Raw genomic sequence first — 26,448 nt, forward strand, 5'->3', positions numbered from 1 at the left:
CTCTCGCCGCCGGACGATAACGCTGCGCCGCGCATTGCGAAAGGGCCATGCGCCCTGTGCAATGGTCTGTGTCGGGATCAATGTTGGCAAAAATGTTACACCAAGGCCGCGCAGATGTGAACGTTCATTTTTTGGACTTGTGAACGCTAACATTATTGGTATGCAAAGAGCGATCCCGAATGTCGGGACAGTTTTTGGTGCCGGTGCACGCAATCCGCAAGGCTGCATCGAAGGGGAGATTAGATGCGCAAATCCATGAATACGCCCGCAAACCGGGCTCGTACGCTCGCAACCGTGTCCAGCCTCGCGCTGTGCGCTGCGGTTTCCAATGGTGCCTTCGCGCAGGACGCCGATCCTGAAGCGCAGGTCGATCCGGAAGACGAAAACGTTATCGTCGTGTCGGGTTTCCGTGCCTCGCTGGAAAGCGCCCAGGACTTTAAAGAAAACGCAGACACGGTGGTTGATGTCATCACCGCAGAAGACATTGGCGCCTTGGCTGACCGCTCGGTCGCCGAAGCGCTGCAGCGCGTTCCCGGTGTGAATATCAGCCGCTTCGAACAGCGCGACGACCCGGACCGTTTCTCGGTCGAAGGCTCGAACGTCATCATCCGCGGCCTCCCCTATGTTCTGTCGAACCTGAACGGTCGCGACATCTTCTCCGCCAATGGCGGTCGTGTGCTTTCGTTCAACGATGTATCGCCCGAGCTGCTGGGCCGCGTCGAGATTTACAAGAACGTCTCGGCCGACATGATCGAAGGCAACATCTCCGGTTTGGTCAACCTTGTGACCCGCCGCCCGCTCGACAACCCCGGCTTCCATGTCGCGGGCACGATCGAAGCCAATTATGGCGATATGGCGCAGGAATGGTCGCCCGGTTTCTCGGGCCTGATTTCTAACACCTTCGACACCGGTATCGGTACGTTCGGCCTGCAGCTGGGCTACGCGCAGCAGGAACTGGTCACCCGCACCGATGCCTCGCAGCTGACCGACCCGTGCTACCGTGCTGATACGTTCGACAGCGGCTGTCTGCGCGTCGTGAACGTTGGGTCGGGCGGCTATTTCGGCAACCCGAATTTCGATGAAACCAACTTCCCGCCCGCGGGCACCGTCGTCGTGCCGAAGGGTGCTGGTGTGCGCACCACCACGCTGACTCGTGACCGCCGCGCCTATTCGGCAACCGGCCAGTTCGAAAGCAATGACGGCGCCTTTGTTGTCACGCTCGAATATCTGCGTGCGGAAGTCGAAGGTTCGTTGGCTGAATTTGCCGCGCTGGCTCTGGTCAATGATGACGGTCTTTTCCCGGTTCCGGCGGCAGGTTCGACCTGGACGTTTGACGGCCCCGTCTTCCAGACCGGTGTGCTGACCCAGCTGCAGCCTTTCAACGGCAACCAGGCTGGCGGCATTCCGACCGAGCTGCTGCGCTTCAACCGTGAAGACGAAGCGGTGACCGAAGACTTCAGCTTCGATGTCGATATGGAGCTGACTGATCGCCTGACCCTCAATTTCGAAGGCCAGTATATCAGCTCGAACCGCAGCGAAGATGGCTTCATCTCTGCGATGCAGACCTACTCCGATGTGCAGATCGACAATACCGGAGATACGCCGCAGGTCACCTTCCTGGAGCCTGGTACCGGCGCTTCGAACGCGTCCTACTTCAACGATCCGTCGCGCACCTTTTACTGGTTCCTGCTGGACAACCAGGTGCGCAACGAAGGCGATCTGTACAGCCTGCGCGCCGATCTGGAATATGACGTTTCGGACAACGGGTTCTTCCGTACCGCTCGCTTTGGCGCCCGTTGGTCGGAGCGCAACCGCGTCACCCGTACCGCCAACTTCTCCAACTGGGGCAACCTTGGTGCACCGTGGACGGGCCGTGGCGGCAACTGGAACTGCGGCGACTTCCAGGCCTTTGGCTGCGGTGGTGCCTATGTGCGCGACTTCCCGAATTCGGCAGAAATCCGCAATCCGTTCGGCGACAACTTCCAGCGCGGCGCTGCGCCGACGCCGCTGGGTGATGGTTCGGCCTTCTTCTTCGGTTCGGACAATGTGCTCGACGATTACCTGCGCGGCGAAGTGCGCACGCAGGCAAATGCGATCACGGCCTTCACCCTGACTCCGAACGCCTGGTTCCCGATCAGCGCGCGCGGCGGCGCAGTAGACGGGCCGTTCCTGCCGGGTGAAATCTCCGATGTCGATGAAACGACCCGGGCAGCCTATGCCCGCCTGGATTTCGGCACGGACTTCGCCAATGGTTGGGAACTGTCGGGCAATATCGGCATCCGCTACGTCGAAACGCTGATCGGTTCGGAAGGTGAAATCAACTTCCCCTTCGGCAACTTCTTCGACACCGACCAGAACGGCACCGTTACGCAAGCTGAAATCGCTGCTGCTTGCGCCAACGTGCAGCCGGGCCAGCAAGCTCCGGGTTATTGCTCGCTCAGCGCAGGACGTCAGGCCGAATTCGCTGCGGCCTTCACGGGCGAAGTGATCGACGATAGCGATGACATCGTGTTCGACAACTGGCTGCCCAGCTTCAACGTGAAGCTGGACTTCGGTGGCGGTTTCCTCGCACGCTTCGCCTATTCGACCGGCATTTCGCGGCCAGACCTGTCCGATTTCCGCACCGGCGGTGCGATCTTCGACAACAGCCGTTCGCTGGAGTTGGCCGGCCCCGATGCTTTGGCCAACGGCCCGCTGTTCGCCATCTTCACCGGCAACCGCCTGCTGCGTCCGATCGAATCGGACAATTTCGACCTCAGCTTCGAATATTACTTCGACGATGTTGGCTCGATCACGGCAGCGGTGTTCCAGAAGGACTTCCGTAACCTGTTCGGCTTTGGCCCCACGGTGCGACCCTTCACCAGCCCGTCGGGCGTCACGGTGGATGTGGAAGTCAACGGCCCGGTCAACTTCGGCACCGCGCAACTGCGCGGGGTGGAAGTTGCCTATCAGGACGTGTGGGAATTCCTCCCCGGACCGCTGCAGCATCTGGGCGGACAGTTCACCTACACCTACATCGACTCCAACGACTTCTCGTCGGACGGCGATGTGTTCGGTCAGCTTCCGCAGCCCGGCATTTCGGAGCACACGGTCAACGCGACCTTGTTCTACGAAGTCGGCGGCTTCTCGGCGCGTGCAGCGTATAACTGGCGTTCCGAGTTCCTGCAGACGCCGCGCGACGTGATCTTCCCGTTCTCGCCGATCTGGGGTGAAGCAACGGGGCAGCTCGACGGTTCCATCTTCTATGACATCACCGACAACATCACGATCGGTGTGCAGGGTGTTAACCTGCTTGACGAAGTGACGCAGACGAGCTCGGTCATCGACTTTGACGGAACGCGGATCATCCGCTCCGCCTATCGCAACGACCGCCGCTTTACCGGTCTGGTGCGTTTCAGCTTCTAACCGGAGCGAGGCGCATACCCTCCACAAGAGGGGGCAGATGGGCTCCGGTGTCTTGCACGCCGGAGCCCATTTTGGTTTCATGCAATCGCCGCGCACACATTGCGGTGAAAGGGTCCTCGGTGGCAGCGAAAATTAGACATTATGCGGCTATAGCTCTTGGAGCAGGCGCGTTGGTGCTTTCGGGATGCGGCGGCGACAGTCCTGCTGGCAGCGGTGGCGCCATCGTTTCTGCACCTTCACCCACCCCGTCTCCAACGGGCGGCGCGTGGCAATTGGTATGGTCGGACGAGTTTGACGGCCCCGCCATCGATACCACGCGCTGGAACCTCATCAATGATTGCTGGGGCGGCGGCAACGAAGAGCGCCAGTGCTACACCCCGCGTCCCGAGAACGTGTCGGTGGAGAACGGCCTGCTGGTGCTAACGGCGCGTTCGGAGCAATGGACGGGGCCCGCTTGGCCAGCCAGTTTCGGCCCGAGCGGCACCGATCCGGGCGAGCAGCGCACCAAGCCGTACACGTCGGGCAAAATCACCTCGCAGGGCCATTTCGCACGTACCTATGGCCGCTTCGAAATCCGCGCGCGTTTTCCGCAGGGGCAGGGCGTGTGGCCCGCCTTTTGGATGATGCCCGAACGCAGCGAATATGGCGGCTGGGCAGCCTCGGGCGAGATCGACATTCTGGAAATCATCAATCCCGGAGTGGTTTGCGACAGCTGCGAAGCGGGCGGCGAAAATTCGATTTACGGCACGCTGCATTTTGGCGGCAATTGGCCCAATAACGACCAGTATAGCCAAGGCCACTCATTCCCCGACCTGCTAGACGGAGAATTCCACACCTACGGGGTGATCTGGGAAGAGGGGCGCTTCAGCTGGACGGTAGACGGTGAAGTCTACGCCACCGCAGACGCAAGCGATTGGTACACCACCGCGACAACGGCACGGAACGCTCCGTTTGACAGGGATTTCCACATCATCCTGAATCTGGCTATTGGTGGGCGCTGGCCGGAAGGCAATGCACTTGGCGGCGTGTCGGACGAAGGGTTTCCCAAGCGCATGGAAGTCGATTGGGTGCGTGTTTGGGAATGTGATGCCAGTCCGTCCACCGGTCGGGGCTGCACCGGGGGTTAAGGCGCGTGGCACGAAGGAAGCAATCGGTAACGATCAAGCACGTGGCGGCCGATGCCGGCGTCTCGCTGCAAACGGTCAGCCGTGTGATCAACAACGAGGCCAATGTCCGCCCCGAAATGAAAGAGCGGGTGCAAGCGTCTATCGACAGGCTGGGCTATGTCCCTTCAATCGCCGCACAGCGGATGAGCGGGTCGCGCTCTTACATTATTCTCGCGCTCAATGACCGTGAACGGACCATCGCCGACTGGCAGGCGCGCGAGGGCAGCGACTGGGTTGACCAGATGCTGATGGGCGGGATGCTCAAATGTGCCGAATATGGCTATCGCCTGATCTTCGAACTGGTTGATACGCATGACGATAATGTGCAACGCGAATTGCAGGGGGCGATTGCCGCTTTGCAGCCTGACGGAGTGATCCTGACGCCGCCCCACTCGGACAATCCGCTGATTACCGAACTGCTAGAGCAGGAACAGATCCCCTTCGCCCGCATTGGCAGCCGCGCCAAGGGCGGGAATATCTCGCTCACCATGGGTGACAAGCGGATGGCGCGCAAGGTGACCCGCTATCTCATAGACCGGGGGCACACCCGCATCGGCTTTATCGCCGGGCCGGACGAATATGCCGTAAGCGGCAGGCGCAAGTCCGGATGGCGCGAGGAGATGGAGGCCGCCGGGCTCGACACCGAAAGACTGTGTGTCGATGGCGATTTCACGTTCCTTTCGGGCGAGCGCGCCGCGCGCAAATTGCTCAGCAGCATCCGTCGCCCCACCGCGATTATCGCCAGCAATGACCAGATGGCGATGGCGGCCAATGATGTCGCCCATGCCGTTGGCTTGCGGGTGCCGGGCGATGTCTCGATCATCAGTTTCGACAACACGCCCGTCGTGCGCTTTGTGCAGCCGCCGCTGACTGCGGTCGATCAGCCGATTGCCGCCACGGTCGGTCGCGCGGTGGAATTGCTGATTGCCGCCAATCGCGGTGAGGAGCTGCCCGCAATGCCAGTTGTCGTGGAAGGTGAATTGATCGAGCGTGCTTCGGTGCGCGCATTGCGCACGCCGGTCGCGCGTGCCTGACGAGTCGATCGAGGCAGAACCGGAAAGCAGGCACAGCCAGTCCGCGCGGTTCCTGCTGCTTTATGCACTGGCAGTGGCGGGCGGTGCGATTGCCTATGTGCCCTTCCTGACGATCCTGCTGCCGGTGCGGGTCGAGGCCATTGCGGGGGAAGCGAGCGTGGGCTGGCTTGCCTATGCCGCATTTGCCGGTGCCATTGCTGCAAGCTTTGCCAATATCGGCTTTGGCTGGGCGTCCGATGTGACCCGCTCAGCCCGCTGGGGGCGGCGGGGCTGGATCGCTGCCGGTCTGGTCGCCAGCAGCCTGCTGCTCGCCAATATGTCTGCAGCAACGCAATTGCCCGTCCTGATCGCGATGCTGGTGGCGTGGCAGTTTGCGCTCAATATGATGCTGGCTCCGCTCGCCGCTTGGGCGGGGGATACGGTGCCCGATCACCAGAAAGGCCTGCTCGGAGGACTGCTGGCATTGGCTCCGGCGATGGGTGCGCTGGTGGGCGCGCTCATCACGATCCCTGGCCTCGCCTCGGCCGATACCCGCCTGATACTGGTCGCCATCCTTGTCATCCTTTGCGTCGCCCCTGCACTTGTCTTGGGCAGACCTGTGGACTTTCCCGCGCTGGTCGACCCGGTAACGCCGAAGGCCGTGCGCAGACCCAGCCAGCAGCGCGGGGTGGTGGTGCGGATGTGGCTCGCGAGGCTGCTGGTGCAGATCGCGGAGGCGGCGCTGTTCGCCTATCTTTACCTCTGGCTCCGCACGATTGCGCCCGGCTTCAGCGACAACCAAGCGGCGCAGATCTTTTTCGGCGTGTTGCTGGTGACCGTGCCGGTGGCGCTATGGGTCGGGCGCTGGGCTGACCGGGCGGATCGGCCGATCTTCCCGCTCACCATCGCTGCCGGAGTTGCCGCGGCGGCGCTGCTGTCGATGGCGATTGCGCCCAATCTCGTTATGGCGCTGGCTGCCTATGCGGTGTTTGGGCTGTCCGCCCATGTCTTCCTCTCTTTGCACTCGGCACAGACACTGCGCGTATTGCCCAGCCCGGAACGACGCGGGCGCGATCTCGGGCTGTTCAATCTGACCAATACCGTCCCCTCCCCGATCATGTCGGTGCTGACGCTGACACTGGTGCCGGTGTTCGGCTTTGACGGACTGTTCGTCCTGCTGTCCGGCCTTGCCGCGCTTGCCTGCCTTTCGCTGCTGAGCGCAGGACGTATCCGCCACAACGGTAAATAGGCGCTTGCCAAGAGGGGCTTGCGGTGTAAAACAAGCGACTTTGAGAACGTTCTCAAATCGGAGAGGATACAATGCGAGTGAAGGCGGTGTTCCGCGCAACCGTGGCTGCGGCGGCTTTGAGTTTGAGCCTTGCGGCCTGCGATGGCATTTTTGGCGAAGCGGTGACAATCGCCGAATCCGCAGTGTCGTACGACGATGAAGACGCTTTCATCGCCGATCTTGTTTCGCGGATGTCGCTGGAACACAAGATCGGCCAGCTGATCCAGCCGCAGATCAACTCCTTTACGCCCGAAGACATGGAGCGCTGGCGTTTCGGCAGCTATCTCAATGGCGGCAATGGCGGCCCCTATGGTGAGGAATTTGCCGAGGCTTCCGAATGGCTGCGCTATGCCGACGAGATGTACGAAGCCTCGATCGAGCCGCTGCCCGAAGGCCAGCCGGTCATCCCGACCATGTGGGGTACCGACGCCGTACACGGCCACACCAATGTCGTCGGCGCAACGATCTTCCCGCACAATATCGGCCTTGGCGCGGCAGGCGATGCCGATCTTGTGCGCCGCATTGGCCATGCGACCGCGACCGAAATCGAGGTGACCGGCATCGACTGGAACTTCTCGCCGACCGTAGCGGTGGCGCAGGATGACCGCTGGGGCCGCACCTACGAAAGCTATTCGGAGAACCCCGAACTCGTCGCCGAATTGGGCGCGGCATTGGTTGAGGGGCTGCAAGGCACGCCCGGTTCCGACGATTTCCTCGGCGACACCCGCGTCATTGCCACCGCCAAGCACTTTTTCGGGGATGGCGGGACCGAGCAGGGCGTCGACCAGGGCGATGTGAACGGCGATTTGGAAGAGCTGATGTCGATCCACGCCGTTCCCTACCCGGCAACGATCGATGCCGGAGTAGAAGCCGTTATGGCGAGCTTCAACTCGATCAACGGCACCAAGATGCACGGCAACGAACAATTGCTGACCGATGTGCTGCGCGGCCAGATGGGCTTTGACGGGCTGGTGGTCGGCGACTGGAACGGCCACGGCCAGGTGGCCGGCTGCACCGTGACCGATTGCCCGGAATCGCTGCTCGCCGGGCTCGACATCTACATGGTGCCCGATGATTGGGAAGCGCTTGCTGAAACGCTGATCGCGCAGGTCGAAGATGGCACGATCCCCATGGCGCGGGTGGACGAAGCGGTGACCCGCGTGCTGCGCGTCAAATATCGCGCCGGTCTGCTGCGTCCCGAGCCGGTTTTGCCGTCGGAGCGCGGCGTTGGCGGCCAGTTTGACCTTCTCGCATCGGATGAACACCGCGCACTGGCGCGCGAAGCTGTGGCGAAGTCGCAAGTGCTGCTGAGCAATGACGGCGTGCTTCCGCTTCAGGCCAGCGCGAATGTGCTGGTGGCGGGCATGGCTGCCGATGATATCGGCCGCGCGTCGGGCGGATGGACGCTCGAATGGCAAGGTGGGCTCGAAGGCGTGATGGGCGCTGACGCGGGTGTCGCCGACGAATTGTTCCCCAACGCCATGTCGATTTGGGACGGCATCCAGGAAACCGTCGAAGCAGGCGGCGGCACCGCCACGCTGTCGCCCGATGGCAGTTTCGAATCCCGGCCCGATGTCGCCATCGTGGTGTTCGGCGAAGAACCTTACGCGGAATTCGCCGGTGACCAGACCGATCTCGTCTTCCGTGACGAAGAGGGCCTGAACCTGCTGCGCAGCTTCCGTGAACAGGGTATCCCGACCGTGGCCGTGTTCCTCTCGGGTCGCCCGATGTGGATGAACCGCGAACTCAATGCCGCGAATGCCTTCGTCGCCTCGTGGCTGCCGGGCAGTGAAGGCGGCGGCGTTGCCGACGTGCTGTTCGGTCTGGTGCAGCCGACGGGTCGCCTATCCTTCAGCTGGCCGCTGCAATGTGGCGGCACGCCGGTCAATGGATCGCAAGGCGCGCTGTTCAATCTCGGCTATGGTCGCTCGTTTGAGGAAACCGCGCCGCTGCAGACGCTGAGCGAGGATTGCGCGCAATTGCTCACCGGCCCGTCGCAGGAAATCTTCGGCTCGGGCCGTTTGGGTGATGGAGTGACCGCGACGGTTCGCGGCGGCGGCGCGCTGCCCAATCTGGTGGGCAGCGAAGGCGGCGTGCGCGCGCGCGGTTACGACCGTGATGCGCAGGAAGATTCGCGCGAAATCAGCATGAATGCAGGCGCGCAGCTGGGCATCACGCAAGGCCAAAGCAGCGGCGGCGCATGGCGCATCACCTACGAAGTCGTCACCCGTCCGACAGGCGCGGTAACGATTATGACCGGCGATGCGGGCGGCAGCATGAGCGAACTCGATGTCCGCCTCGAATTCGAGAACGCCCAAGGCAAGGGCTTCCGCGAAATGGTTATCACCGATGCCTGCGCCGCCAATCTGGGCGATACGTTGCGCTTTGTCAGCGAAGGCGAAATTACCTTCCGTATCGCAGAAATCCGCCGTGAGGACTTGCCCGACGGCGCGGAATGCTCTTTCTGACGCGTCAGGGAGATTTGGGTCCAACATAGTGTGCGGAGCCGGGATGCAGCCCGGCCCGCTTTCAGGGGAGAGTATATATGGCGCTAGCGCCCGATGTGTCCGCAAGCACCGATCCGCGTCCGGTCATCGATGACGACACGCCGCCGGCCGATGCGCCGGGCTTGCAGTATTTCGTCTTCGGACTGTTCTTCATTTTTGGCGGGATCACTTCGCTGAACGATGTGCTGATCCCGAAGCTGCGCGAGCTCTTCACCCTGAGCTGGACCGAGGCGATGCTCATCCAGTTCTGTTTCTTCGCTGCTTATCTGCTGATTGGCATCCCCGGCGCGAAGCTGGTGAAGAAGATCGGCTATATGCGGGGCGCGGTGGCCGGTCTTGCGACCATGATCGCGGGCTGCCTGCTGTTTATCCCGGCCAGCCAGAACGGCACCTATGTCATCTTCCTCGGCGCGCTGTTCATTCTGGCGAGCGGTGTGGTGATCGTGCAGGTTGTGGCCAACCCGCTGATCAGCCTGCTCGGGCCGCCCTCGACGACCCACAGCCGCCTGACCTTTGCGCAGGCGTTCAATTCGCTGGGCACGACGATTTTCCCGATTGTCGGCGCGGCGGTCATCCTTGGCAGCCTTGCCGAAATGAGCGCTGACGAGCTGGAAGGCGCAGCCTTGCAGGCATACCGCGCAGCTGAGAGTCAGGCGATCTGGCAAGGCTATCTCGGCGTCGCCGCCCTGATCGCCATTGTCGCCGCTGCCGTATGGATGTTCCGCAACCGTCTGCCGCATGATTCTAAAATCATGGGTGACGGCGAGTTTGTCTCCAACAGCCGCTATCTGACCGGGCTGGCACTCGCGGCATTGGGCGCGTTTCTGGCGGTGCAGGTCAATGCGTGGCTGGGCGTTGCCTTCATCCTCGCAGCACCCGTGCTGTGGCTGTATGACAACGCTTTGCTGAAGCGTGCGCGGTTCAGCTACGGCGCGCTGTGCATTTTCCTCTATGTCGGTGCCGAGGTGTCGATCGGTTCGGTTATCATCAACTACCTCTCGACCGAGCGCGTGCTGGGTGAGCCGGAAAGTGTGATCGGTTGGATGATCGGCCTGTACTGGGGCGGTGCAATGGTTGGCCGGTTTATCGGTTCGTACTTCCTGCGCATCTTCAGCCCGGGCAAGATCCTCGCGTTCAACGCCACCGGTGCGATCCTGCTCATCATCATTTCGACGATGACCTCGGGCGAGGTAGCTGCCTACAGCCTGCTGGCGGTCGGCTTGATGAATTCGATCATGTTCCCGACCATTTTCTCGCTGGCTTGCGAAAAGCTGGGGGCGAAGGCGGCGGACGGTTCGGGCATCATCAATGTCGCCATTTTCGGCGGCGCGGTTGTGCCGCTGCTTTACGGCGTGGTGGCCGATGCAACGGGCGGGAATCTCTCGCTCGCGATGGCGATCCCGATCGTATGCTATGCAATTATCGCAGGCTTCGGCATCTTCGCCCGGCGGCCTGCGACGACCATGGCCTAGAGAGCGTTTCTCCGGGGGGAGGGCGGCGCGTATTTCCTTCCGCGTCGCCCCAACGCCTGAGCACACAAAAAGGGGCGGGAAGCTGCGTGCTTCCCGCCCCATTTGTTCGCGTTCTGGCTGGCCCTAGTCGAGCGTGACCACAATCGTGTAGCTGCCCGTGGTGCCCGGCGCGTAGGAGGTCACGCCTACCAGATAGACCCCGTCCGAGGTCAGCATCTGCTGGATGCGCGAATTGGTGCCTTCGCCGCCATCATCATCCTCAACCAGCGGCTGCCCCCCGGAGGTGAGCAGCACCGCAAAGGTGTCGAACGTGTCCGACGTCAGCTCCACCGTCACTTGCTGGCCAGCCTGCGCGGTGAATGGGTGGAGTTCGAAATATTTGCCGTCGTCCAGCTGCTGCGATGCGGCGGTCAGTGCGCCGGTTGTCTCGACGACAATCTGCGGCGGAGCCGCCGGACGGGTGGCCGCCGTTAAGGCATAGCCGCCGGTTTCGCCTTCCCAATAGCTGCTGACTTCGATGGTGTAGGTCCCACTGGCGGGCAGACGCCGCATGATCCGCGAATCGAGCGTTGCGGCATCCGCATCATCATTCTCGACCCGGAACCCGTCGGGGCCGCGCACGGTCAGATGCGCGTCGAACGCGGTGGACGACAGCGCGGCTTCCAGCGTTTCGCCCTCGCTCGCTTCAAAAGTGTAGGTGTCGGTATAGCTGCCCGTCCAGCTCACCGTGTCGCGTGCCGAAAGCTCTCCCGTTTCCGAGATCGCGACCTGCGCGGCGGCGGGGACGCTCGCCATGGCAGCGAGCGCGACGAGCGGAAGCGCGCCGAATTTGGTCATATACATCAATTCCTCTTGCGATAGGCGTGTTCGATGCCGCTCACCATGGACGAACCATATGGCAATGCAACGGCTGTTTGTGGTGGCGCGAGCCTTAGTTGGCGCGCGCGACCTGCCGGTTGTCCGCGCTGCCGAGATTCATCAGCACCTGCTGGTGCGGCATTCCGTCGCCGCCGCGGTCGACCACGATGTTCTGCCAGCCGGGCGTCTGCATATCGCGGAAATCCTCGGCATCGGTGTCGAGCGGATCGCTGAGGACAAGCGTGTAGAATTCGCGGCGCATATATTCGGACAGCTCGCCCGCCTCGATAGCGCGGTCGCCATTCATATCGGCCTCGCCCTGCATCGCCTGATGGAACAGATGGCTGATATAGCCGCCCGCCTTTTCTCCCTCCGCGACGAGGCTCAGCACGTCTTCATCGCTGCTGAAAATACCCATGCGGTTGTCGGCGGCGCGGATGACATTGTCGAACCCGCCGGCAAAGCAGGCATCGATCACAAGAAGGGTGCGGGCATCAATGCCTTCCATCATCGCGGCAAGTTCGTAATCGAACAGAGCGGCGTCATACAGTTCAATCGTTTCCGCGCTGCCATCGCGTTCGGTGGTCATGTTTTCCACCTTTTCGCCATGGCCGGAGAAGAAAATCAGCAGCAGATCGTCATCGCCCATGGCCTGGGTGATATCGGTCAGCGCGGACTGGAAATTGGCGCGGGTTGCCTGCGCGTTGACCAGCGTCACGCTTTCGGGCGCGAGCATTCCGGTTTCGCGCAAGGCATCGGTGACGCGGGTCGCATCTTCATCGGTGCGGTTGAGCGGGCTGATCCGGCGGTAATCCGCCACGCCGACCGACAGCGCGAAGACGCGGGCATTGCCGCTGGCGGGGCGCACGGTGCGCACGCCTGCATCGGCCTCACGGATGGTCAGCGAATAGCCGCCCTGTTCGCCGGGCGAGAAGCTGCTGGCGGCGATGGTGTACGTGCCGTCTACGGGCAGGGTGATCGACAGGCGGCTGTCGGTGCCTTCGCTGGCGCGGAAATCGTCGTTCCGCTCTTCGGTGCCGTTGGGCAGGTAAACCGAAAGCATCGTATCGATCGCGTCCGAGCCGAGATCGAACGTCACCCGCTCGCCCGCGCGCCCGGTATAGGCGTAATAATCGACAAAGGCCCCGTCAAAGCTGACATCATCGCTCGCGGTCAGCATTCCTGTGGTGGTTTGACCAAATGCAACGGGCCTCGCACTGTCGCCCGCCGGATTGGCCATATCCAATGCGGCGATGCGATACGCCCCGCTGCCCGCATTGTTATAGGCCGAAACCGTCAGAGTGTAGGTGCCATCGGCAGGCAGCACGGTTTCGATCATGCTGTTCAAAGTCTGCGCGCCGGGCGCATCGTCATTCTCTGCAGAAAAATTGCCCGGCCCGGTCATCCGCAGCACGGTATCGAACCGGTCGGAAGCGAGCGAGATGCGCACACGCTGCCCTGCGCGGCCTTCCATCGTCAAAGTATCGGTGCGGCCGGCAAGACGGCCATCGACGCCTTCGCCAATGACCAGGCGGCCTGTCGCGCTGGAGCGGGCAGCGGGCTTGCGCTCCTGCTCCTGCATGGTTTGCTGCGCTGCCGCGCTCTGGCTGAACTGCGCGGCGGCGGGCGTGGCGGTCAATATCGCGGCCAATGCGGCGGCAGACAGAAGCATCGTCTTGGTCATTGGTAATCCCCCTGTAAGCAAAAAGCCGTTCACCACTAGAGCATGAAAGCTGAATAAAAGCCGTACAAAACCCGCCGGACACGCAGTCTTGTCCGGCGGGATACCTATCGGACTATGTCTCGTCCGGCGCGCTCCAAGTCAATCGCGGATTGCGCGCGGCCTGCGCCTCGTCCAATCGCGCGCGGGGAGCGTGGTGCGGAGCCGACTTCAGCGCCGCATCGCCCGCTTTGGCCCGCTCCGCCAACGAACGCATCGCCATGATGAACTGGTCAATGCCCGATTTCGCTTCGGTCTCGGTCGGCTCGACCAACATCGCGCCGTGGACGACCAGCGGGAAATACACCGTCATCGGGTGGAAGCCCTCATCGATCAGCCCCTTGGCGAGATCGAGTGTCGAGAAGCCCTCGGCAAAGCCCGCATCGCTGAACAGCGCCTCGTGCATACACGGCCCGCTGGCGGCGAAGGGCGCATCGAGATCGCCCTCCAACTGGCGCAGGATGTAATTGGCGTTGAGCACCGCATCGCCAGCAGCCTGCCGCAATCCGTCAGCGCCATGGCTGAGGATGTAGGTGAGCGCGCGGGTGAACATGCCCATCTGCCCGTGGAAAGCGGTAAGACGGCCAAAGCTCTGCATCTGCCCGCCGAAATGCTCGTCCGAAAAGGCATCGGCGGTTTCTTCCTCCACCAGATGCACCACGCCGTCTGCCGTGCGCGCGGTGTAGGGGAGGGGCGCGAAGGGGGAGAGCGCTTCGGACAGCACAACCGGGCCTGAGCCGGGGCCGCCGCCCCCATGCGGGGTGGAGAAGGTCTTGTGCAGATTGATATGCATCGCATCGACGCCAAGATCGCCGGGCTTCACCCGGCCCATGATCGCGTTGAAATTCGCTCCGTCGCAGTAAACGAAGCCGCCTGCCGCGTGCACCGCATCCGAAATCGCTTTCATGTCGCGTTCGAACAACCCGCAGGTGTTGGGGTTGGTAATCATCACCGCCGCCACATCGGGGCCGAGGCGGGCCTTCAGCGCTTCGAGGTCCACGCGGCCTTCTGCCGTCGCGGGAATGTCTTCGGTCACATAGCCAGCAAAGGCTGCGGTCGCCGGATTGGTGCCGTGGGCACTTTCGGGCACCAGCACCACTTTGCGCGCATCCCCGCGCGCTTCCAGCGCTGCGCGGATGCACAGGATGCCGCACAGCTCGCCATGCGCGCCCGCCTTGGGGGTCATGGTGACGCCGTGCATTCCGGTCAGCGCGATCAGCCAATGCGCCAGCTCGTTCATCACGCCCAGCGCGCCCTGCACCGTATCGACGGGTTGCAGCGGGTGGACATCGGCAAATCCGGGCATCCGTGCGACCTTTTCGTTGAGGCGCGGATTGTGCTTCATCGTGCAACTGCCGAGCGGGAAGAAGCCCAGGTCGATCCCGTAATTCTGGCGGCTGAGGCGTGTATAGTGGCGCACCGTCTGCGGTTCGGAAAGGCCCGGCAGACCAATCGCATCCTTACGCGCAAAACTGCCAAGGCGGCTTGGCAGATCGGTGGGCGTTTCCTGTATATCGACGCCGCAAATATCGCTGCCGCCGCTTTCGAAGATCAGCGGCTCTTCCAGCATCAGCGCCTTGTTGCCGGTGACGGTAGGATGCGCGCTGCCATCGCTGGCGACGGGGGTGCCGGGCTTCCACCCGCTCTGGTTGATCGGCTTGTTCATGACAGCACCTCCTCAAGCGCGGCGGCAAGGGTTTCGATATCCTCCAGCGTGGTCGTCTCGGTGACGGCGACCAGCAGGCCATTGGCAGCGCCGCCGGGGAAGAGGCGCGCGAGCGAGACACCGGCGAGGATGTTCTGTGCGGCGAGATCGCGCACGATCTGCCGCGCGTCCCCCTCCAAGAGCAACGTAAATTCGTTGAAGAATTGCGCATTGAGCACGGTAACGCCGGGCACCTTGGCCAGACGATCCGCCGCGATGCAGGCGAGGCGGTGGTTTTCCGCCGCGAGGCCGGTCAGCCCCTTTTCGCCAAGCAAAGTCATATGGATCGAGAAGGCGAGCGCGCACAGCCCGCTATTGGTGCAGATGTTGGAGGTCGCCTTTTCGCGCCGGATATGCTGCTCGCGGGTGGAGAGCGTCAGCACGAAGCCGCGCTTGCCATTGGCATCCACCGTCTCGCCGCACAGCCGCCCGGGCATCTGCCGCACCAGCTTGGGATCGGTGATGGCGAAGAGGCCAAGGTAAGGCCCGCCGAATTGCAGGCCGACACCAATCGACTGGCCTTCGCCCACGACAATATCCGCGCCGAGATGGCCGGGTGCTTCGAGCGCGCCGAGAGCCACCGGCTCGGTGTTCACGACAATCAGCTTCGCACCATGCGCGTGGGCGGCATCGGCGATCTTCTGCAAATCGGGGATGCGGCCCAGAATATCGGGATATTGCACCACAACGCTGGCGGTGTTCGCATCGATACGCGCGATCAGCCCGTCATCATCGGGCAGGGGGGTGAGGCTGACGCTGGCGCCGGCAATCTCGTCATCGGTGAACTTCGCCATCGTCCGCACGACTTCGGCATAATGCGGGTGCAGTGCGCCGGAGAGAACGTGGCGCTTCTTGCGCGTGACGCGGGCAGCCATCGCGACAGCCTCCCAGCACGCGGTGGAGCCGTCATACATCGAGGCATTGGCCACCGCACAGCCATAGAGTCGCGCAACCTGCGTCTGGAATTCGAACAGCATCTGCAACGTGCCCTGCGCGATTTCCGGCTGGTAGGGCGTGTAGGCGGTGAGGAACTCACCGCGCTGGATCAGGTGATCGACCGTGGCGGGAACGTGGTGCTTGTATGCCCCCGCACCCAGGAAAAACGCTGCGTCGGACGCTGCAAGGTTCTGCCCGGCGAGGCGGCGCATATGCTTCTCGACCGCCATTTCGCTGGCATGGAGCGGGAGGCCTTCGATGGGGCCTTGGAGATAGAGATCGGACGGTACATCGCTGAACAGCGCATCGACGCTGGGCGCGCCGATGACGTCGAGCATTTCCGTGCAGTCGGCTTCGGTAAGGGGGAGGTAGCGCATTCTTTTCGTCCATGTGCGCTCCCGCGAAGGCGGGAGCCTCTTGCGTTTATGACGAGCCTTTGTCACCCGGAGATCCCCGCCTTCGCGGGGACTCACATCGGGATTAAAGCCCGTCGCAGAATGCCTTATAGGCCGCTGCGTCCATCAGGCCTTCCAGCTCGCTTTTGTCGGCGACGGTCATTTTGAAGAACCAGCCTTCGTCTTCGGGTGAGGAATTGACCAGCTCCGGATCGGCTTCCAGCGCGCCGTTGCCTTCCAGCACTTCGCCCGAAATCGGCGCGTAGACATCGCTTGCAGCTTTCACGCTTTCGACCACGGCAGCTTCCGCCCCCTTTTCCAGCGCGGTGCCGGTTTGCGGCACTTCGACGAACACCACGTCGCCCAGCTGTTCCTGCGCGTAATCGGTAATGCCGATGGTCGCCGCTTCGCCGTCGACTTCGATCCACTCATGCTCTTCGGTAAAGTAACGTGCCATGCCTCAGGCTCCTTTGCGGTGATATTTGTGCGGGACGAAGGGAAGGGTGGTGACGGTCGCAGGCAGGCGTTTGCCGCGCACTTCCACTTCGAGTTTGGTGCCGGGCGCGGTGTGCGCCGTGTCGATATATGCCATCGCGACCGGATGGCCGAGCGTGGGCGAGAAGCCGCCGCTGGTCAGCGTGCCGACCTTCGTAGCTCCTGCAAACACCTCGGCCCCTTCGCGCGCGGGCAGGCGGCCTTCGAGCGAGAGGCCGACGCGCATCTGCGCGCAGCCACCCCCGGCAAGACGATCCATGCAGGTCTGGTGGCCGAAATAGCCGCCGGTTTCGCGGCGCGCTTTGGACACAGCGAAGGCGAGGCCCGCGCTGACCGGGTCGGTCTCCAGCGACAGATCATGCCCGTATAGCGGCAGCCCTGCTTCGAGCCGGAGCGAATCGCGCGCGCCAAGGCCGGCAGGCTGCACCCGCTCATCTGCCACCAGTGCATTGGCGAGCTTTTCCGCGTCGCCTTCCGGCAGCGCGATCTCGAACCCGTCTTCGCCGGTATAGCCCGCGCGGCTGATCCACAGATCGATGCCGTCCCACGTAAACGCGGCGGCGGTCATAAAGGACAGTTTGCCCACGCCGGGCACTAGGCTTTCGAGCACTTCGGCAGCCTTCGGCCCCTGCAACGCGAGTAGGGCGAAGTCCTCATAATGGGTAAGCGTAATTGGATCGGGCAGATGTTCGCGCAGATGGGCGATATCGTCCCACTTGCACGCGCCGTTCACCACCAGCGCCAGCCGCTCGCCCGCATGGGTAACGATCAGGTCGTCGATAATCCCGCCCTCTTCGGTCAGCAGCAGAGTGTAGCGCATCTTGCCTTCGCCGAGATTGGCGATGCTGCCGGGGACGAGCTCTTCCAGCTCCTGCGCGGCATTCTCTCCGCTGATGGCCAGTTGGCCCATATGGCTGACATCGAACAGGCTGGCAGACGACCGCGTCCAGTTGTGCTCGGCCACGATCCCGCCGTGTTCGCCGGAATACTGGATCGGCATTTCATAGCCCGCGAAGGGCACCATCCGCGCACCTTGCGCGCGGTGCCAGGCGTCCAGCGGCAGCTTTTCGGGAGGCTGCTCTTCGAATTCGGGTTCGCTATCGCTCATCAAGACTTCCGGCACGGATAGGCGACGCCCGGACACCGGACGCCTTCACCATGCCCCCTCTGTCTTGGATACCTGAGAGATTCCGGCGCGCCTTGCAGGGCGAACCTTACTCCTTCGGTGGCACCGCCCGTGAAAGGCGCTGCGCTTTCCAGAGTGCCTGTGCCAGCCGCGCGGTCCCTGTGACCTGAGAGTTTCCGGGGCGGTTGCTCCTTCGGTGCCTCCGGTTTGAAGGGAGGCTCTCCCGCGCAGCTGCCGAACGAAGAATCGTCCACCAGACGCAAGCGGCTCTGCGGGAAAGCGCCCGCCTGGTCAATCGGGAATGCTGCATTGCACAGCAGGTTTCCACCGGTGCGGCGAATTTGACATCAGGCAACCGGCCTCAAGCAGTGAAGCGGTAGGCCATATAACCATCCGGCCTCAAGCAGCGAAGCGGTAGGCCGATAAAAAGGCCGGTGGCGGAGACGGAGGGATTCGAACCCTCGATACCCCGATAGAGGTATGGTTCCTTAGCAGGGAACTGGTTTCAGCCACTCACCCACGTCTCCGGGCCTTCATGCGGCAGAAGCGGCGCTATAACGAGGGGTTGGGTGCGCTTCAAGGACAAGATTGCGCTGCGCACATTTAACTCCCGCACGCGTCCGGCTGCCGCATAATCGATTCAACTCACCGCAAAACCGATTCGCTTGGCCGAACATTCATTGCCGCTTCAGGCGCGAAGGACTCTGCTTGCGCGACACGAATGTGCCCATTGGCAAGGGGCATCCACCAGTCGAGGGAATTTGGCGATGCAATTCACACTCACCCGTTCGACACGCGCTTTTGCCGCGGGTTTGCTGGCGCCGCTTCTGGTTCTCGCCGCCGTGCCTGCCGCCGCGCAGATGCAGAGCATTGATCCTGACGATGTGATCGATGCCGATCTGATGGACAATCCCGGCTCCTCGGGCGGCAATTATGACAGCGGCTATTCGACCGAGGATGCAGCGCCCCGCTATGCCGAGGTCGCGCCAATCGACTCCGCGACGCCGCGCGATCCTGCCGCGCCGACTTTTGCCGAGGCGTGGGAGCAGGGCAGCACTGTCGACACCGCGCCCGCCACTCCGGTGCAAACTGCAGCAGCCGATCCGACGACCTACGGCGAGGACGACCTGATTGGTGCTGCCGAAGACCTCTTTGGCGATGGCGCTGAAGGCATTGCGCGGCTGATCCAGAACATTCTGGCCGACCAGGGCGAACCCAACGGTTATATCGTCGGGCGCGAGGCGGGCGGGGCGTTTGTCCTTGGCCTGCGCTATGGCTCGGGCACGCTGTATCACCGCGTCGAAGGCAATATGCCGGTGTACTGGACGGGCCCCTCCATCGGGTTTGACGCCGGTGCCAATGCGGGCAGCACCTTTGTGCTCGTCTACAATCTCTACGACACCGACGATCTCTACCAGCGTTTCCCCGCAGGCGAGGGGCAGGCCTATTTCGTCGGCGGGTTGAGCGCGAGCTATGTCCGCCGGGGAGACACCGTGCTGATCCCGATCCGCGTGGGCGCAGGGCTGCGGCTAGGCGTCAATGCGGGCTATATGCGCTTCTCGCGCGAGCAACGCTGGCTGCCTTTCTGACGCCGCATACGTAATTATCGGTCGGAAAAGCAGCGGGCGGAGCAATCGCTGCCTTGCAGTAAGCGTGCGTGCTGGGCATTGAGCCTCGCATCATGCTGAACCGACTCGAAGCCCAATCGCCCGACGCACTGCTGGCGTTGATCAAGCTCTTCAATGCCGACCCCCGGCCCGACAAGATCGACCTTGGCGTGGGTGTTTATCGCACCGCCGACGGCGCGACGCCGGTATTCGCCGCGATCAAGGATGCCGAGGCCAAGCTGGTCGCCGAACAGCCGAGCAAGAGCTATCTCGGCCCCGAAGGCGACATGGGCTTTGTAAACGGTCTGGTGCCGCACATTTTCGGCGATGCCACGCCCGAGGCTGGCCGGATGGACGGGATGCAGACCCCTGGCGGCACAGGCGCGGTGCGCCTGGCGCTGGCGCTGGCCAAGGCGGCAGGCGTCACCCGCGTGCTGATGGGCACGCCGAGCTGGCCCAACCACGCGCAGATCCTTGCCGATCTCGGCCTCGAACTGGTTGGGTTCTCCCATGCGGCGAGCGACGGCAGCGCCGATATGGCGGCTTTGCGCAGCGCGCTGGCCAATGCGGGCGAGGGCGATGCGGTACTGCTGCACGGCTGCTGCCACAACCCGACGGGTGTCGATTACACCCATGCCGAATGGGACGAGATCGCCGCGCTGCTGGCCGGCAGTCCGCTGCTGCCCGTGATCGACCTCGCCTATCAGGGACTCGGCGATGGCATGGAGGAAGACGCCTATGGCGTGCGCGCCGTGACCAAGGCGTGCAGCGAAGTGCTGGTGGCCTATAGCTGCGACAAGAATTTCGGCCTCTACCGGGACCGTGTCGGAGCCTTCTACGCCATCACCGGTGATGCCGAGGCGACCAAGCGCGCCATGTCCAACGCTGCCTCGCTGGCGCGTGCCAACTGGTCGATGCCGCCCGATCACGGCGGCGCGGCTGTGCGTCTGATTCTTGAGGATGCGGCAATGACAGCCAAATGGCAGGACGAGCTGGCTTCGATGCGCGCGCGCATTGCCGAAGTGCGCGCAGCTCTGGCAGCGGCCAGCAATGCGGGCGGCGTGAACCTTGAACCGCTTGGCCGTCAAAAGGGAATGTTCGGGATGCTGCCGGTGAGCAAGGAACAGGTGCAGCGCCTGCGCGACGAGCACGGCGTTTATATGGCGGGATCGGGACGCATCAATGTGGCCGGGCTCACGATGGACAATATCGAGCAGTTTATCGCCGCGCTGTCTGCTGTCACCAGAGAAAGCTGACCGGTGATCTGACTGGCGGGCAGGCTTGCCCCGCACTTGTAAAATCGCTTACTTTCGCGGTGGCAAAGGAGGCGAGGGCCATGGCGGCATCACCCGAAGATGATTACGGCGCGCTGGTCGGCTGGACGACGTTGGAGCAGGGCGACAGGCTGACGCTGCGCTTGCAAAGCGTGCGCAAACCGCCGCCGCATGGGGAAGACGATGTGCATTCGCATTACTTCATGATGGACCGCCAGCAGGCCGCGCAACTCGCCAACACCCTGTTTGAAATCGCCCGCCAATCTCCGCCCGATCCACGGTCGCGCGGGCTCATCAAGAAACTGTTCGGATAAATGGACCGCCAACCGCATCTGGTCGGCACGCTTGTCGAGCTGCGCCCGCTACGCGAAAGCGATTGGGACGCGCTGTTCGCCATAGCTTCGCAGCGCGAAATCTGGGCGATCCATCCTGCGCATAACCGCTGGCAGGAACCGGTGTTCCGCGCCTTCTTTGCCGATGCGCTGGCACAGGGCGGGGCGCTGGCGGTGATTGACCGGGAGAGCGGCGCTCTGATCGGCTCATCGCGCTTCCAGGGCTACGATCCTGCCGATGGCGGCTCGCTGGAAATCGGTTGGACGTTTCTCGATCCGGCCTATTGGGGACGCGGTTTCAACCACGAAATGAAGCGGCTGATGCTTACCCATGCGTTGGCCAGTGTCGAGCGCGTGGATTTCCACGTCGGCGAGGGCAATTGGCGCAGCCGCCGCGCGCTGGCGAATATCGGCGCGCGGCTGGATGAGACCCGCACCGAGGATGTCGATGTGCCCGGCATCGGCATTGTGCGGCACCTGTTCTACGTGGTCGACCGGGCGGACTTTGCTTGCGGGCCGCTTGCGGTCTAGCTCCGCAGCGCCTGCATCCGGTGCAGGTAACGCGCGATGGTGTCGATTTCGAGATTGACCTGAACGCCTTGGCTCAGTTCGCCCAGCGTCGTCATTTCCTCGGTATGCGGGATGATGTTGAGGTGGAAGTGCACACTGCCATCCTCCCGGTCATCCACCTTGTTCACCGTCAAGGACACGCCATCGACCGTGATCGAGCCCTTTTCGGCAATGAAAGGGGCGAGCGCAGCGGGCGCTTCGATTACCACGTGCATCGAATCGCCGACGGGTTCCCAATCGACCACCTTGCCCACGGCATCGACATGGCCGGTGACGATGTGGCCGCCCAGCTCGTCTCCGATCCGCAAGCTCGGTTCGAGATTGAGATTGCTCCCCTCGCGCCACATATTGCGCGCGGTGCGCGACACGGTTTCGGCCGAGACATCGACGGTGAAATGCGCTTCGCCCGCGACGCCGCCTTTCTCCACCACGGTCAGGCACACGCCCGAGCAGGCGATGCTGGCGCCGATGGCGATGCTGGCAGGATCGAACGGGCAGGCGATGCGAAGCCGCAGATCGCCGCGCTGTTCCGCGTGTTCGATAGTGCCGATGGCGGTGATGATTCCGGTGAACATGGCGGGTGTCCTAGCGGGTTCGGGAATAGATTTCGAGCGTATCTGCGCCAAGCTGGCGCAAATCCTCGCGCTGCCACCGGCCATGCGCGCTGGCGAGGTCGGACAGGCCGATATCTGTAATGCCCGCCTTGCCGCCACCGATAAGCAGCGGCGCGCGATAGACAAGCAGCCGGTCTACCAGATCGGCGGTGAGAAACGCGGATGCGGTCTTCGCGCCGCCTTCGATAAAGAGGTAGCGCACATCTGCCAAATCACGCACCGCTTCGGGCTCAGACAGTGCCCGCCAGCCATCGGGTGCTGCTCCGCGCGTGAGAACGAGCCGTTCCGGCGAGCGGCTTTCGAGACCCGGCAGGCGCACATCGAGGCGTGGATTGTCGGCGCGAAGAGTCCCGCCGCCGACGAGGATCGCATCGGCCCGCGCCCGCTCGCGGTGCGTATGCGCCCGCGCGGCTTCTCCGGTAATCCACCGGCTTTCCCCGCTCGCGGTGGCGATGCAACCGTCGAGCGACAGCGCGAGTTTGAGCGTGATATGCGGGCGGCCAAGCGCCAGCCATGCTTCGTGCCCGCCCAGCCCCAGTTCGGACGCGTTCAGCCCCGCTTCGGAGACGCTGACGCCCGCCTGCTGCAGACGCGCGATACCAGCGCCCGCCGTGCGCGCATCGGGATCGCGCATTGCGATGATGACGCGGGCGAGACCCGCCTCTGCCACCAGATCGGCGCAGGCCGGGCCGCGTTCGGACCGGTGGGCGCAGGGCTCCAGCGTGACATACATCGCCGCGCCCTTGGCCTGCGCGCCCGCCATCGCCAGCGCCGCCGCTTCGGCATGGGGGCGGCCGCCCGCCTGCGTCCAGCCGCGTCCGATAACTTTGTCGTCTCTAACAATAATTGCGCCAACACCGGGATTGGGCCTGGCGAGAGGCCGCGCGCGTTCCGCCAGCGCTGCCGCTGCGGCGAGCCAGCGGGTGTCGCCAGCCTCCACGTTTAGCCCGCCGCGCGCGCGCAGTATTCGGCGATGGAGAGCTGCAGCTCCTCTTCGGTCGGCTCGCTACCGCCGCTGGCAACGGCATCGGCCTGTTCGCGCCGTTCGGCTTCCTCGACCATCGAATCGACATCGACGAATGTTGCCTCGCCCAGCGCGCGGTAGATATCGCGGCGCAGCTCGGCACGCTCCTCCAGTCGCGCTTCGATGGCGTCCTGCAGTTCCTGGTTTGCGCAATTCTCGGCGATGATTTCCGCCTCGGTGCGGTTTTCATCGAGCGTGGTGATGTAAATCAGATCGGGTGCACGCGGGACGATGCGCGTTCCTTCGGGCACGAACAGCATGAATATGGCAAAGGTCGCCGCGCAGGCGACACCAAGGATCGGCCAGCGATGCGGCGTGGGCTCACCCCAGACATGGGTAAAATCCTTGACCGCGCGGAACGGCGAAATACGGCGGAAGAAGTCCTTCATGCCGCGCTAGATAGGCGGTTGCGGGCGGCTGCGCCAGTGGGCGCTAACCGAACAGCGCATAGAGCCCGCGCCCTTCCGCCTTGAGCCACGCATCGGCGACGGCGAGATCGCCTTCGTAAAGCCGCGCCAGCTCGGCATAGAAAGCGGGCGAATGGTCGAAATGGGTGAGATGCGCGACTTCATGCGCGACGACCGAGCGGCGGACATGGGTCGGGGCCATAACCAGCCGCCAGTTGATGCGGATACACGACCCGTTCTTTCTCCGCTCGCTGGAGCAGGAACCCCAGCGCCGTAGCGCACGTGACAAACGCAATTCGGGCTGGGGAAGGCTGGCTCTGGCGCAATAATCGGCGAGATCGCCTTGCAACAGGGCCAGCGCCTCGCTCTCCAGCCAGCGGCGCAGGCGCGAAGCGAGCAATTCTTCCGGTCCGCCAGCGTGCAGACTGCCGCCCTCGCGCCGCACCTTTCGTGGCCCGGCGGGATTCCAGCGCAACGTCAACTGTTCGCCGCAAAACGGGAGGGCGGCGCCGTCCTCCAGCACCACAGGCTGCGCCACTTTGGCGAGTTGCCGCGCGATCCATTCGCTGCGCGCATTGGCGAAAGTCAGCGCGTCTAGTGTGCGGCCCCATTGCGGCATGGAAATGCGCAATTCGCTGCCGTCGGGCGCCAGCCGCATCGTCAGCCGCCGCGCGCGCGGATGGCGGCGGATGGCAATCGGCAGGGTGCGACCGCTCACCTCCACGCTGGGATGCTGGTGATCGCGGCGCAACCAGTCGAGCACTTACTTATAGCTCCCAATCGACGATATGGTGCTCCAGCGGCCCTGCCACCGTCTCGCACACGCAGCGCCCGGCAATGCTCGCGCCCGCCGCGATCATCGTGTCGCGGCTGCCGGTGAGCAGGTAATGCCATTCGGGCAAAGGTTCGCCGTCGGCGCGCAGGCGATAGGCGCAGGTTTTGGGCAGCCAACGCACTTCATTGACCAGCTTGGGCGTCAGCCGCAGGCAATCGGGCACAAAGGCCTTGCGATGGGCATAGTCACGGCAGCGCGCGGTGCCGGTATCGAGCAGCTTGCAGGCGACATTGGTGTCGAGGATTTCGCCGGTATCGTCATCCTCGATCTTGTGCAGGCAGCACTTGCCGCAGCCGTCGCATAGCGCTTCCCATTCGGGACGGGTAAGTTCGCCCAGTTCCAGTTCCCAGAACCGCTCCCTCACCGCACCCACTTTTCAAGCTCGGCAGCGACCGCTTCGGCCGACTGGTCGACCGGCAAGAAAGCCATGGGTCGGCCTTCGCGGTCGACCAGATAGCTGATGCGCGTGTGCTCCATCAAATAGTCGCCGCGTTCGTTGGGCTCCTGCTGGCTGTATTGCACGAAGTAATTGGCCGCCGCCGCCGCAATCGCTTCGGGCGAGCCGGTGAGGCCGATCAGGTCGTCGGAGAATCCGCTGGTCCATTGCGCGATCACGTCAGGTGTGTCGCGGGCGGGATCGACGGTGATGAAGATCGGCTGGATTTGCCCGGCAAATTCGGGATTGGCGTCCTCGAAAGCCTCGATCCCCCGCACCATCTTGGCCATGTCGAAGGGGCAGATATCGGGGCAATAGGCGTAACCAAAATAAACCGCCTGATAGCGTCCGGCAAAATCCGCGTCGGTGACGGTTTGCCCTTCCGCATCCTGCAATTCGAAGCCTCCCACAACAGCAGAATCGTAAAGTGGCGGAGTTTCGGCAGGCGCATTGCCGCACGCAGCCACAAGGGCGAGCGGTGCAAGGCTTGCAATCCGGTATAATCGTGCAAACATGGTGGCCCTATTCATGGTCTGCTAACACGGGCTATTCAAGGTGCGCGCCAATGCCTGCGGGCAGTTTCGCGCAGATTTTTCAGGCAACAGGAGGCCGGGTGACCATGGTCGCTCTTCGTAATTTCATCGCAATCACCACCGCGGGCCTCGCGCTGGCGGTGTCGAGCCCTGCGGCAGCGCAGTTCTATTCCGAAGGGTATGAATTCCTCGAAGCCGTGCGGGAACGCAACGGCACCGAAGCAACCGAGATGCTCAACCAGCCCGGCACCACGGTTATCAATGCGCGCGATGTGACAAGCGGCGAAACCGGTTTGCATATCGTCGTCGGCCGGCAGGATCCGACCTGGACGCGCTGGCTGCTGCAGGAAGGTGCCAATCCGAATGTTGCCGACAGTCGCGGGCGGATGCCGCTGCACGTTGCCATCGAAGTGGGTTTCCTTGAAGGCGTTGAAATCCTGCTGCGCCGCGGCGCGCGAGTGGACGTGGTGAACAGCGTAGGCGAAACCCCGCTGATTTCCGCCGTTTTGACCCGCAATGTCGAGCTGATGGAGATTCTGCTGGAAGGCGGGGCCGATCCTGACTTCACCGACAATACCGGGCGCAGCGCGCGTGATTATGCCCGCCAGTCCGGCGTGCCGCCGCGCATTCTCGCCACGATCGAGGAAAACGAAACCGACAATGCCGGCGGCGATGGCCGGATTTACGGCCCGGTCTTTTGATCGGGGCAGGATCGCGGGAAGGACAAGTG

General features: G+C 63.2%; 23 protein-coding genes, 1 tRNA gene and 1 riboswitch. Of the genes, 11 read left to right on the plus strand and 13 right to left on the minus strand.

Going from position 1 to position 26,448, the window contains the following annotated elements:
• Nucleotides 1-255 precede the first annotated feature (255 nt).
• The 6 genes from ACS0VV_RS01510 to ACS0VV_RS01535 all read left to right on the plus strand — a co-directional run bounded on the left by ACS0VV_RS01510 (nt 256) and on the right by ACS0VV_RS01535 (nt 10,851).
• Complete coding sequence (locus ACS0VV_RS01510; protein ID WP_483530978.1) at nt 256-3,405, plus strand: TonB-dependent receptor; 3,150 nt, start codon at nt 256-258, stop codon at nt 3,403-3,405.
• 173 nt (nt 3,406-3,578) lie between these two features.
• Nucleotides 3,579-4,532: a glycoside hydrolase family 16 protein gene (locus tag ACS0VV_RS01515; RefSeq protein WP_483530979.1), complete on the plus strand. Its 954-nt coding sequence runs from the start codon at nt 3,579-3,581 to the stop codon at nt 4,530-4,532.
• A gap of 5 nt (nt 4,533-4,537) precedes the next feature.
• The gene (locus ACS0VV_RS01520; RefSeq protein WP_483530980.1) at nt 4,538-5,605 is read left to right on the plus strand and encodes a LacI family DNA-binding transcriptional regulator; all 1,068 of its coding nucleotides are present in this window, start codon (nt 4,538-4,540) and stop codon (nt 5,603-5,605) included.
• The gene (locus ACS0VV_RS01525) at nt 5,598-6,833 is read left to right on the plus strand and encodes an MFS transporter (protein ID WP_483530981.1); all 1,236 of its coding nucleotides are present in this window, start codon (nt 5,598-5,600) and stop codon (nt 6,831-6,833) included. The genes ACS0VV_RS01520 and ACS0VV_RS01525 overlap by 8 nt, the downstream gene beginning before the upstream one ends.
• Nucleotides 6,834-6,904: 71 nt before the next feature.
• Entirely contained in the window at nt 6,905-9,340 is a 2,436-nt protein-coding gene (locus ACS0VV_RS01530) for a glycoside hydrolase family 3 protein (protein WP_483530982.1), read from the plus strand.
• Nucleotides 9,341-9,417: 77 nt separating this feature from the next.
• On the plus strand, nt 9,418-10,851 hold the full coding sequence (locus ACS0VV_RS01535; RefSeq protein ID WP_483530983.1) for a sugar MFS transporter: 1,434 nt from the start codon (nt 9,418-9,420) through the stop codon (nt 10,849-10,851).
• Nucleotides 10,852-10,974: 123 nt separating this feature from the next.
• Here ACS0VV_RS01535 and ACS0VV_RS01540 read toward each other — a convergent pair whose 3' ends face one another.
• From ACS0VV_RS01540 to ACS0VV_RS01570, 7 genes are all read right to left on the minus strand, one after another.
• A complete protein-coding gene (locus ACS0VV_RS01540; protein ID WP_483530984.1) occupies nt 10,975-11,688 on the minus strand; it encodes a PPC domain-containing protein in 714 nt (237 codons plus the stop codon).
• 94 nt (nt 11,689-11,782) lie between these two features.
• On the minus strand, nt 11,783-13,393 hold the full coding sequence (locus ACS0VV_RS01545) for a pre-peptidase C-terminal domain-containing protein (protein WP_483530985.1): 1,611 nt from the start codon (nt 13,391-13,393) through the stop codon (nt 11,783-11,785).
• 112 nt (nt 13,394-13,505) lie between these two features.
• Nucleotides 13,506-15,095 carry an aminomethyl-transferring glycine dehydrogenase subunit GcvPB gene (gene gcvPB / locus ACS0VV_RS01550; protein WP_483530986.1) on the minus strand — a complete coding sequence of 530 codons (1,590 nt, stop codon included), beginning with the start codon at nt 15,093-15,095 and terminating at the stop codon, nt 13,506-13,508.
• Complete coding sequence (gene gcvPA / locus ACS0VV_RS01555; RefSeq protein WP_483530987.1) at nt 15,092-16,447, minus strand: aminomethyl-transferring glycine dehydrogenase subunit GcvPA; 1,356 nt, start codon at nt 16,445-16,447, stop codon at nt 15,092-15,094. The genes gcvPB and gcvPA overlap by 4 nt, the downstream gene beginning before the upstream one ends.
• 103 nt (nt 16,448-16,550) lie before the next feature.
• A complete protein-coding gene (gene gcvH, locus ACS0VV_RS01560) occupies nt 16,551-16,922 on the minus strand; it encodes a glycine cleavage system protein GcvH (protein ID WP_151973451.1) in 372 nt (123 codons plus the stop codon).
• Between the two features lie 3 nt (nt 16,923-16,925).
• Nucleotides 16,926-18,068, minus strand: a complete 1,143-nt coding sequence (gene gcvT / locus ACS0VV_RS01565; protein ID WP_483530988.1) for a glycine cleavage system aminomethyltransferase GcvT — start codon at nt 18,066-18,068, stop codon at nt 16,926-16,928.
• A gap of 161 nt (nt 18,069-18,229) precedes the next feature.
• Nucleotides 18,230-18,322, minus strand: a riboswitch (glycine riboswitch).
• A 199-nt stretch (nt 18,323-18,521) separates the two neighbouring features.
• A tRNA-Ser gene (locus ACS0VV_RS01570) sits at nt 18,522-18,613 on the minus strand.
• 240 nt (nt 18,614-18,853) lie between these two features.
• Between ACS0VV_RS01570 and ACS0VV_RS01575 the strand changes: the two genes are divergently transcribed.
• The 4 genes from ACS0VV_RS01575 to ACS0VV_RS01590 all read left to right on the plus strand — a co-directional run bounded on the left by ACS0VV_RS01575 (nt 18,854) and on the right by ACS0VV_RS01590 (nt 21,830).
• Complete coding sequence (locus ACS0VV_RS01575) at nt 18,854-19,675, plus strand: DUF1134 domain-containing protein (RefSeq protein ID WP_483530989.1); 822 nt, start codon at nt 18,854-18,856, stop codon at nt 19,673-19,675.
• Nucleotides 19,676-19,767: 92 nt separating this feature from the next.
• A complete protein-coding gene (locus tag ACS0VV_RS01580) occupies nt 19,768-20,949 on the plus strand; it encodes an amino acid aminotransferase (protein ID WP_483530990.1) in 1,182 nt (393 codons plus the stop codon).
• An 80-nt stretch (nt 20,950-21,029) separates the two neighbouring features.
• A complete protein-coding gene (locus tag ACS0VV_RS01585) occupies nt 21,030-21,281 on the plus strand; it encodes a hypothetical protein (RefSeq protein ID WP_483530991.1) in 252 nt (83 codons plus the stop codon).
• Nucleotides 21,282-21,830, plus strand: a complete 549-nt coding sequence (locus ACS0VV_RS01590) for a GNAT family N-acetyltransferase (RefSeq protein WP_483530992.1) — start codon at nt 21,282-21,284, stop codon at nt 21,828-21,830.
• Here ACS0VV_RS01590 and ACS0VV_RS01595 read toward each other — a convergent pair.
• Genes ACS0VV_RS01595 through ACS0VV_RS01620 form a run of 6 tightly spaced genes read right to left on the minus strand, consistent with a single transcriptional unit; the run spans nt 21,827 to nt 25,715 of the window.
• Entirely contained in the window at nt 21,827-22,444 is a 618-nt protein-coding gene (locus ACS0VV_RS01595; RefSeq protein ID WP_483530993.1) for a riboflavin synthase, read from the minus strand. The two genes, ACS0VV_RS01590 and ACS0VV_RS01595, sit on opposite strands and share 4 nt — an antisense overlap.
• Nucleotides 22,445-22,454: 10 nt before the next feature.
• Nucleotides 22,455-23,423: a bifunctional diaminohydroxyphosphoribosylaminopyrimidine deaminase/5-amino-6-(5-phosphoribosylamino)uracil reductase RibD gene (gene ribD, locus ACS0VV_RS01600; RefSeq protein WP_483530994.1), complete on the minus strand. Its 969-nt coding sequence runs from the start codon at nt 23,421-23,423 to the stop codon at nt 22,455-22,457.
• A 2-nt stretch (nt 23,424-23,425) separates the two neighbouring features.
• Nucleotides 23,426-23,896: a hypothetical protein gene (locus ACS0VV_RS01605; RefSeq protein WP_483530995.1), complete on the minus strand. Its 471-nt coding sequence runs from the start codon at nt 23,894-23,896 to the stop codon at nt 23,426-23,428.
• A 43-nt stretch (nt 23,897-23,939) separates the two neighbouring features.
• Complete coding sequence (locus ACS0VV_RS01610) at nt 23,940-24,677, minus strand: M48 family metallopeptidase (protein ID WP_483530996.1); 738 nt, start codon at nt 24,675-24,677, stop codon at nt 23,940-23,942.
• A 4-nt stretch (nt 24,678-24,681) separates the two neighbouring features.
• On the minus strand, nt 24,682-25,122 hold the full coding sequence (locus tag ACS0VV_RS01615) for a YcgN family cysteine cluster protein (protein WP_483530997.1): 441 nt from the start codon (nt 25,120-25,122) through the stop codon (nt 24,682-24,684).
• Nucleotides 25,110-25,715: an SCO family protein gene (locus ACS0VV_RS01620; protein ID WP_483530998.1), complete on the minus strand. Its 606-nt coding sequence runs from the start codon at nt 25,713-25,715 to the stop codon at nt 25,110-25,112. The genes ACS0VV_RS01615 and ACS0VV_RS01620 overlap by 13 nt, the downstream gene beginning before the upstream one ends.
• 89 nt (nt 25,716-25,804) lie before the next feature.
• On the opposite strand from ACS0VV_RS01620, the gene ACS0VV_RS01625 reads away from it, so the two are divergent.
• Nucleotides 25,805-26,419, plus strand: coding sequence for an ankyrin repeat domain-containing protein (locus ACS0VV_RS01625; RefSeq protein WP_483530999.1), 615 nt, complete (start codon nt 25,805-25,807; stop codon nt 26,417-26,419).
• The last annotated feature ends 29 nt before the right edge of the window (nt 26,420-26,448 follow it).

The organism is Aurantiacibacter sp. KMU-128, from assembly GCF_056933515.1.

Coding starts and splice junctions, on each gene's coding strand:
- ACS0VV_RS01510 (WP_483530978.1), top strand. CDS start 256: ATGAATACGCCCGCAAACCGGGCTCGTACGCTCGCAACCGTGTCCAGC.
- ACS0VV_RS01530 (WP_483530982.1), top strand. CDS start 6,905: ATGCGAGTGAAGGCGGTGTTCCGCGCAACCGTGGCTGCGGCGGCTTTG.
- ACS0VV_RS01535 (WP_483530983.1), top strand. CDS start 9,418: ATGGCGCTAGCGCCCGATGTGTCCGCAAGCACCGATCCGCGTCCGGTC.
- ACS0VV_RS01540 (WP_483530984.1), bottom strand. CDS start 11,688: ATGACCAAATTCGGCGCGCTTCCGCTCGTCGCGCTCGCTGCCATGGCG.
- ACS0VV_RS01545 (WP_483530985.1), bottom strand. CDS start 13,393: ATGACCAAGACGATGCTTCTGTCTGCCGCCGCATTGGCCGCGATATTG.
- gcvPB (WP_483530986.1), bottom strand. CDS start 15,095: ATGAACAAGCCGATCAACCAGAGCGGGTGGAAGCCCGGCACCCCCGTC.
- gcvPA (WP_483530987.1), bottom strand. CDS start 16,447: ATGCGCTACCTCCCCCTTACCGAAGCCGACTGCACGGAAATGCTCGAC.
- gcvH (WP_151973451.1), bottom strand. CDS start 16,922: ATGGCACGTTACTTTACCGAAGAGCATGAGTGGATCGAAGTCGACGGC.
- gcvT (WP_483530988.1), bottom strand. CDS start 18,068: ATGAGCGATAGCGAACCCGAATTCGAAGAGCAGCCTCCCGAAAAGCTG.
- ACS0VV_RS01575 (WP_483530989.1), top strand. CDS start 18,854: ATGCAATTCACACTCACCCGTTCGACACGCGCTTTTGCCGCGGGTTTG.
- ACS0VV_RS01580 (WP_483530990.1), top strand. CDS start 19,768: ATGCTGAACCGACTCGAAGCCCAATCGCCCGACGCACTGCTGGCGTTG.
- ACS0VV_RS01585 (WP_483530991.1), top strand. CDS start 21,030: ATGGCGGCATCACCCGAAGATGATTACGGCGCGCTGGTCGGCTGGACG.
- ACS0VV_RS01590 (WP_483530992.1), top strand. CDS start 21,282: ATGGACCGCCAACCGCATCTGGTCGGCACGCTTGTCGAGCTGCGCCCG.
- ACS0VV_RS01595 (WP_483530993.1), bottom strand. CDS start 22,444: ATGTTCACCGGAATCATCACCGCCATCGGCACTATCGAACACGCGGAA.
- ACS0VV_RS01605 (WP_483530995.1), bottom strand. CDS start 23,896: ATGAAGGACTTCTTCCGCCGTATTTCGCCGTTCCGCGCGGTCAAGGAT.
- ACS0VV_RS01620 (WP_483530998.1), bottom strand. CDS start 25,715: ATGAATAGGGCCACCATGTTTGCACGATTATACCGGATTGCAAGCCTT.
- ACS0VV_RS01625 (WP_483530999.1), top strand. CDS start 25,805: ATGGTCGCTCTTCGTAATTTCATCGCAATCACCACCGCGGGCCTCGCG.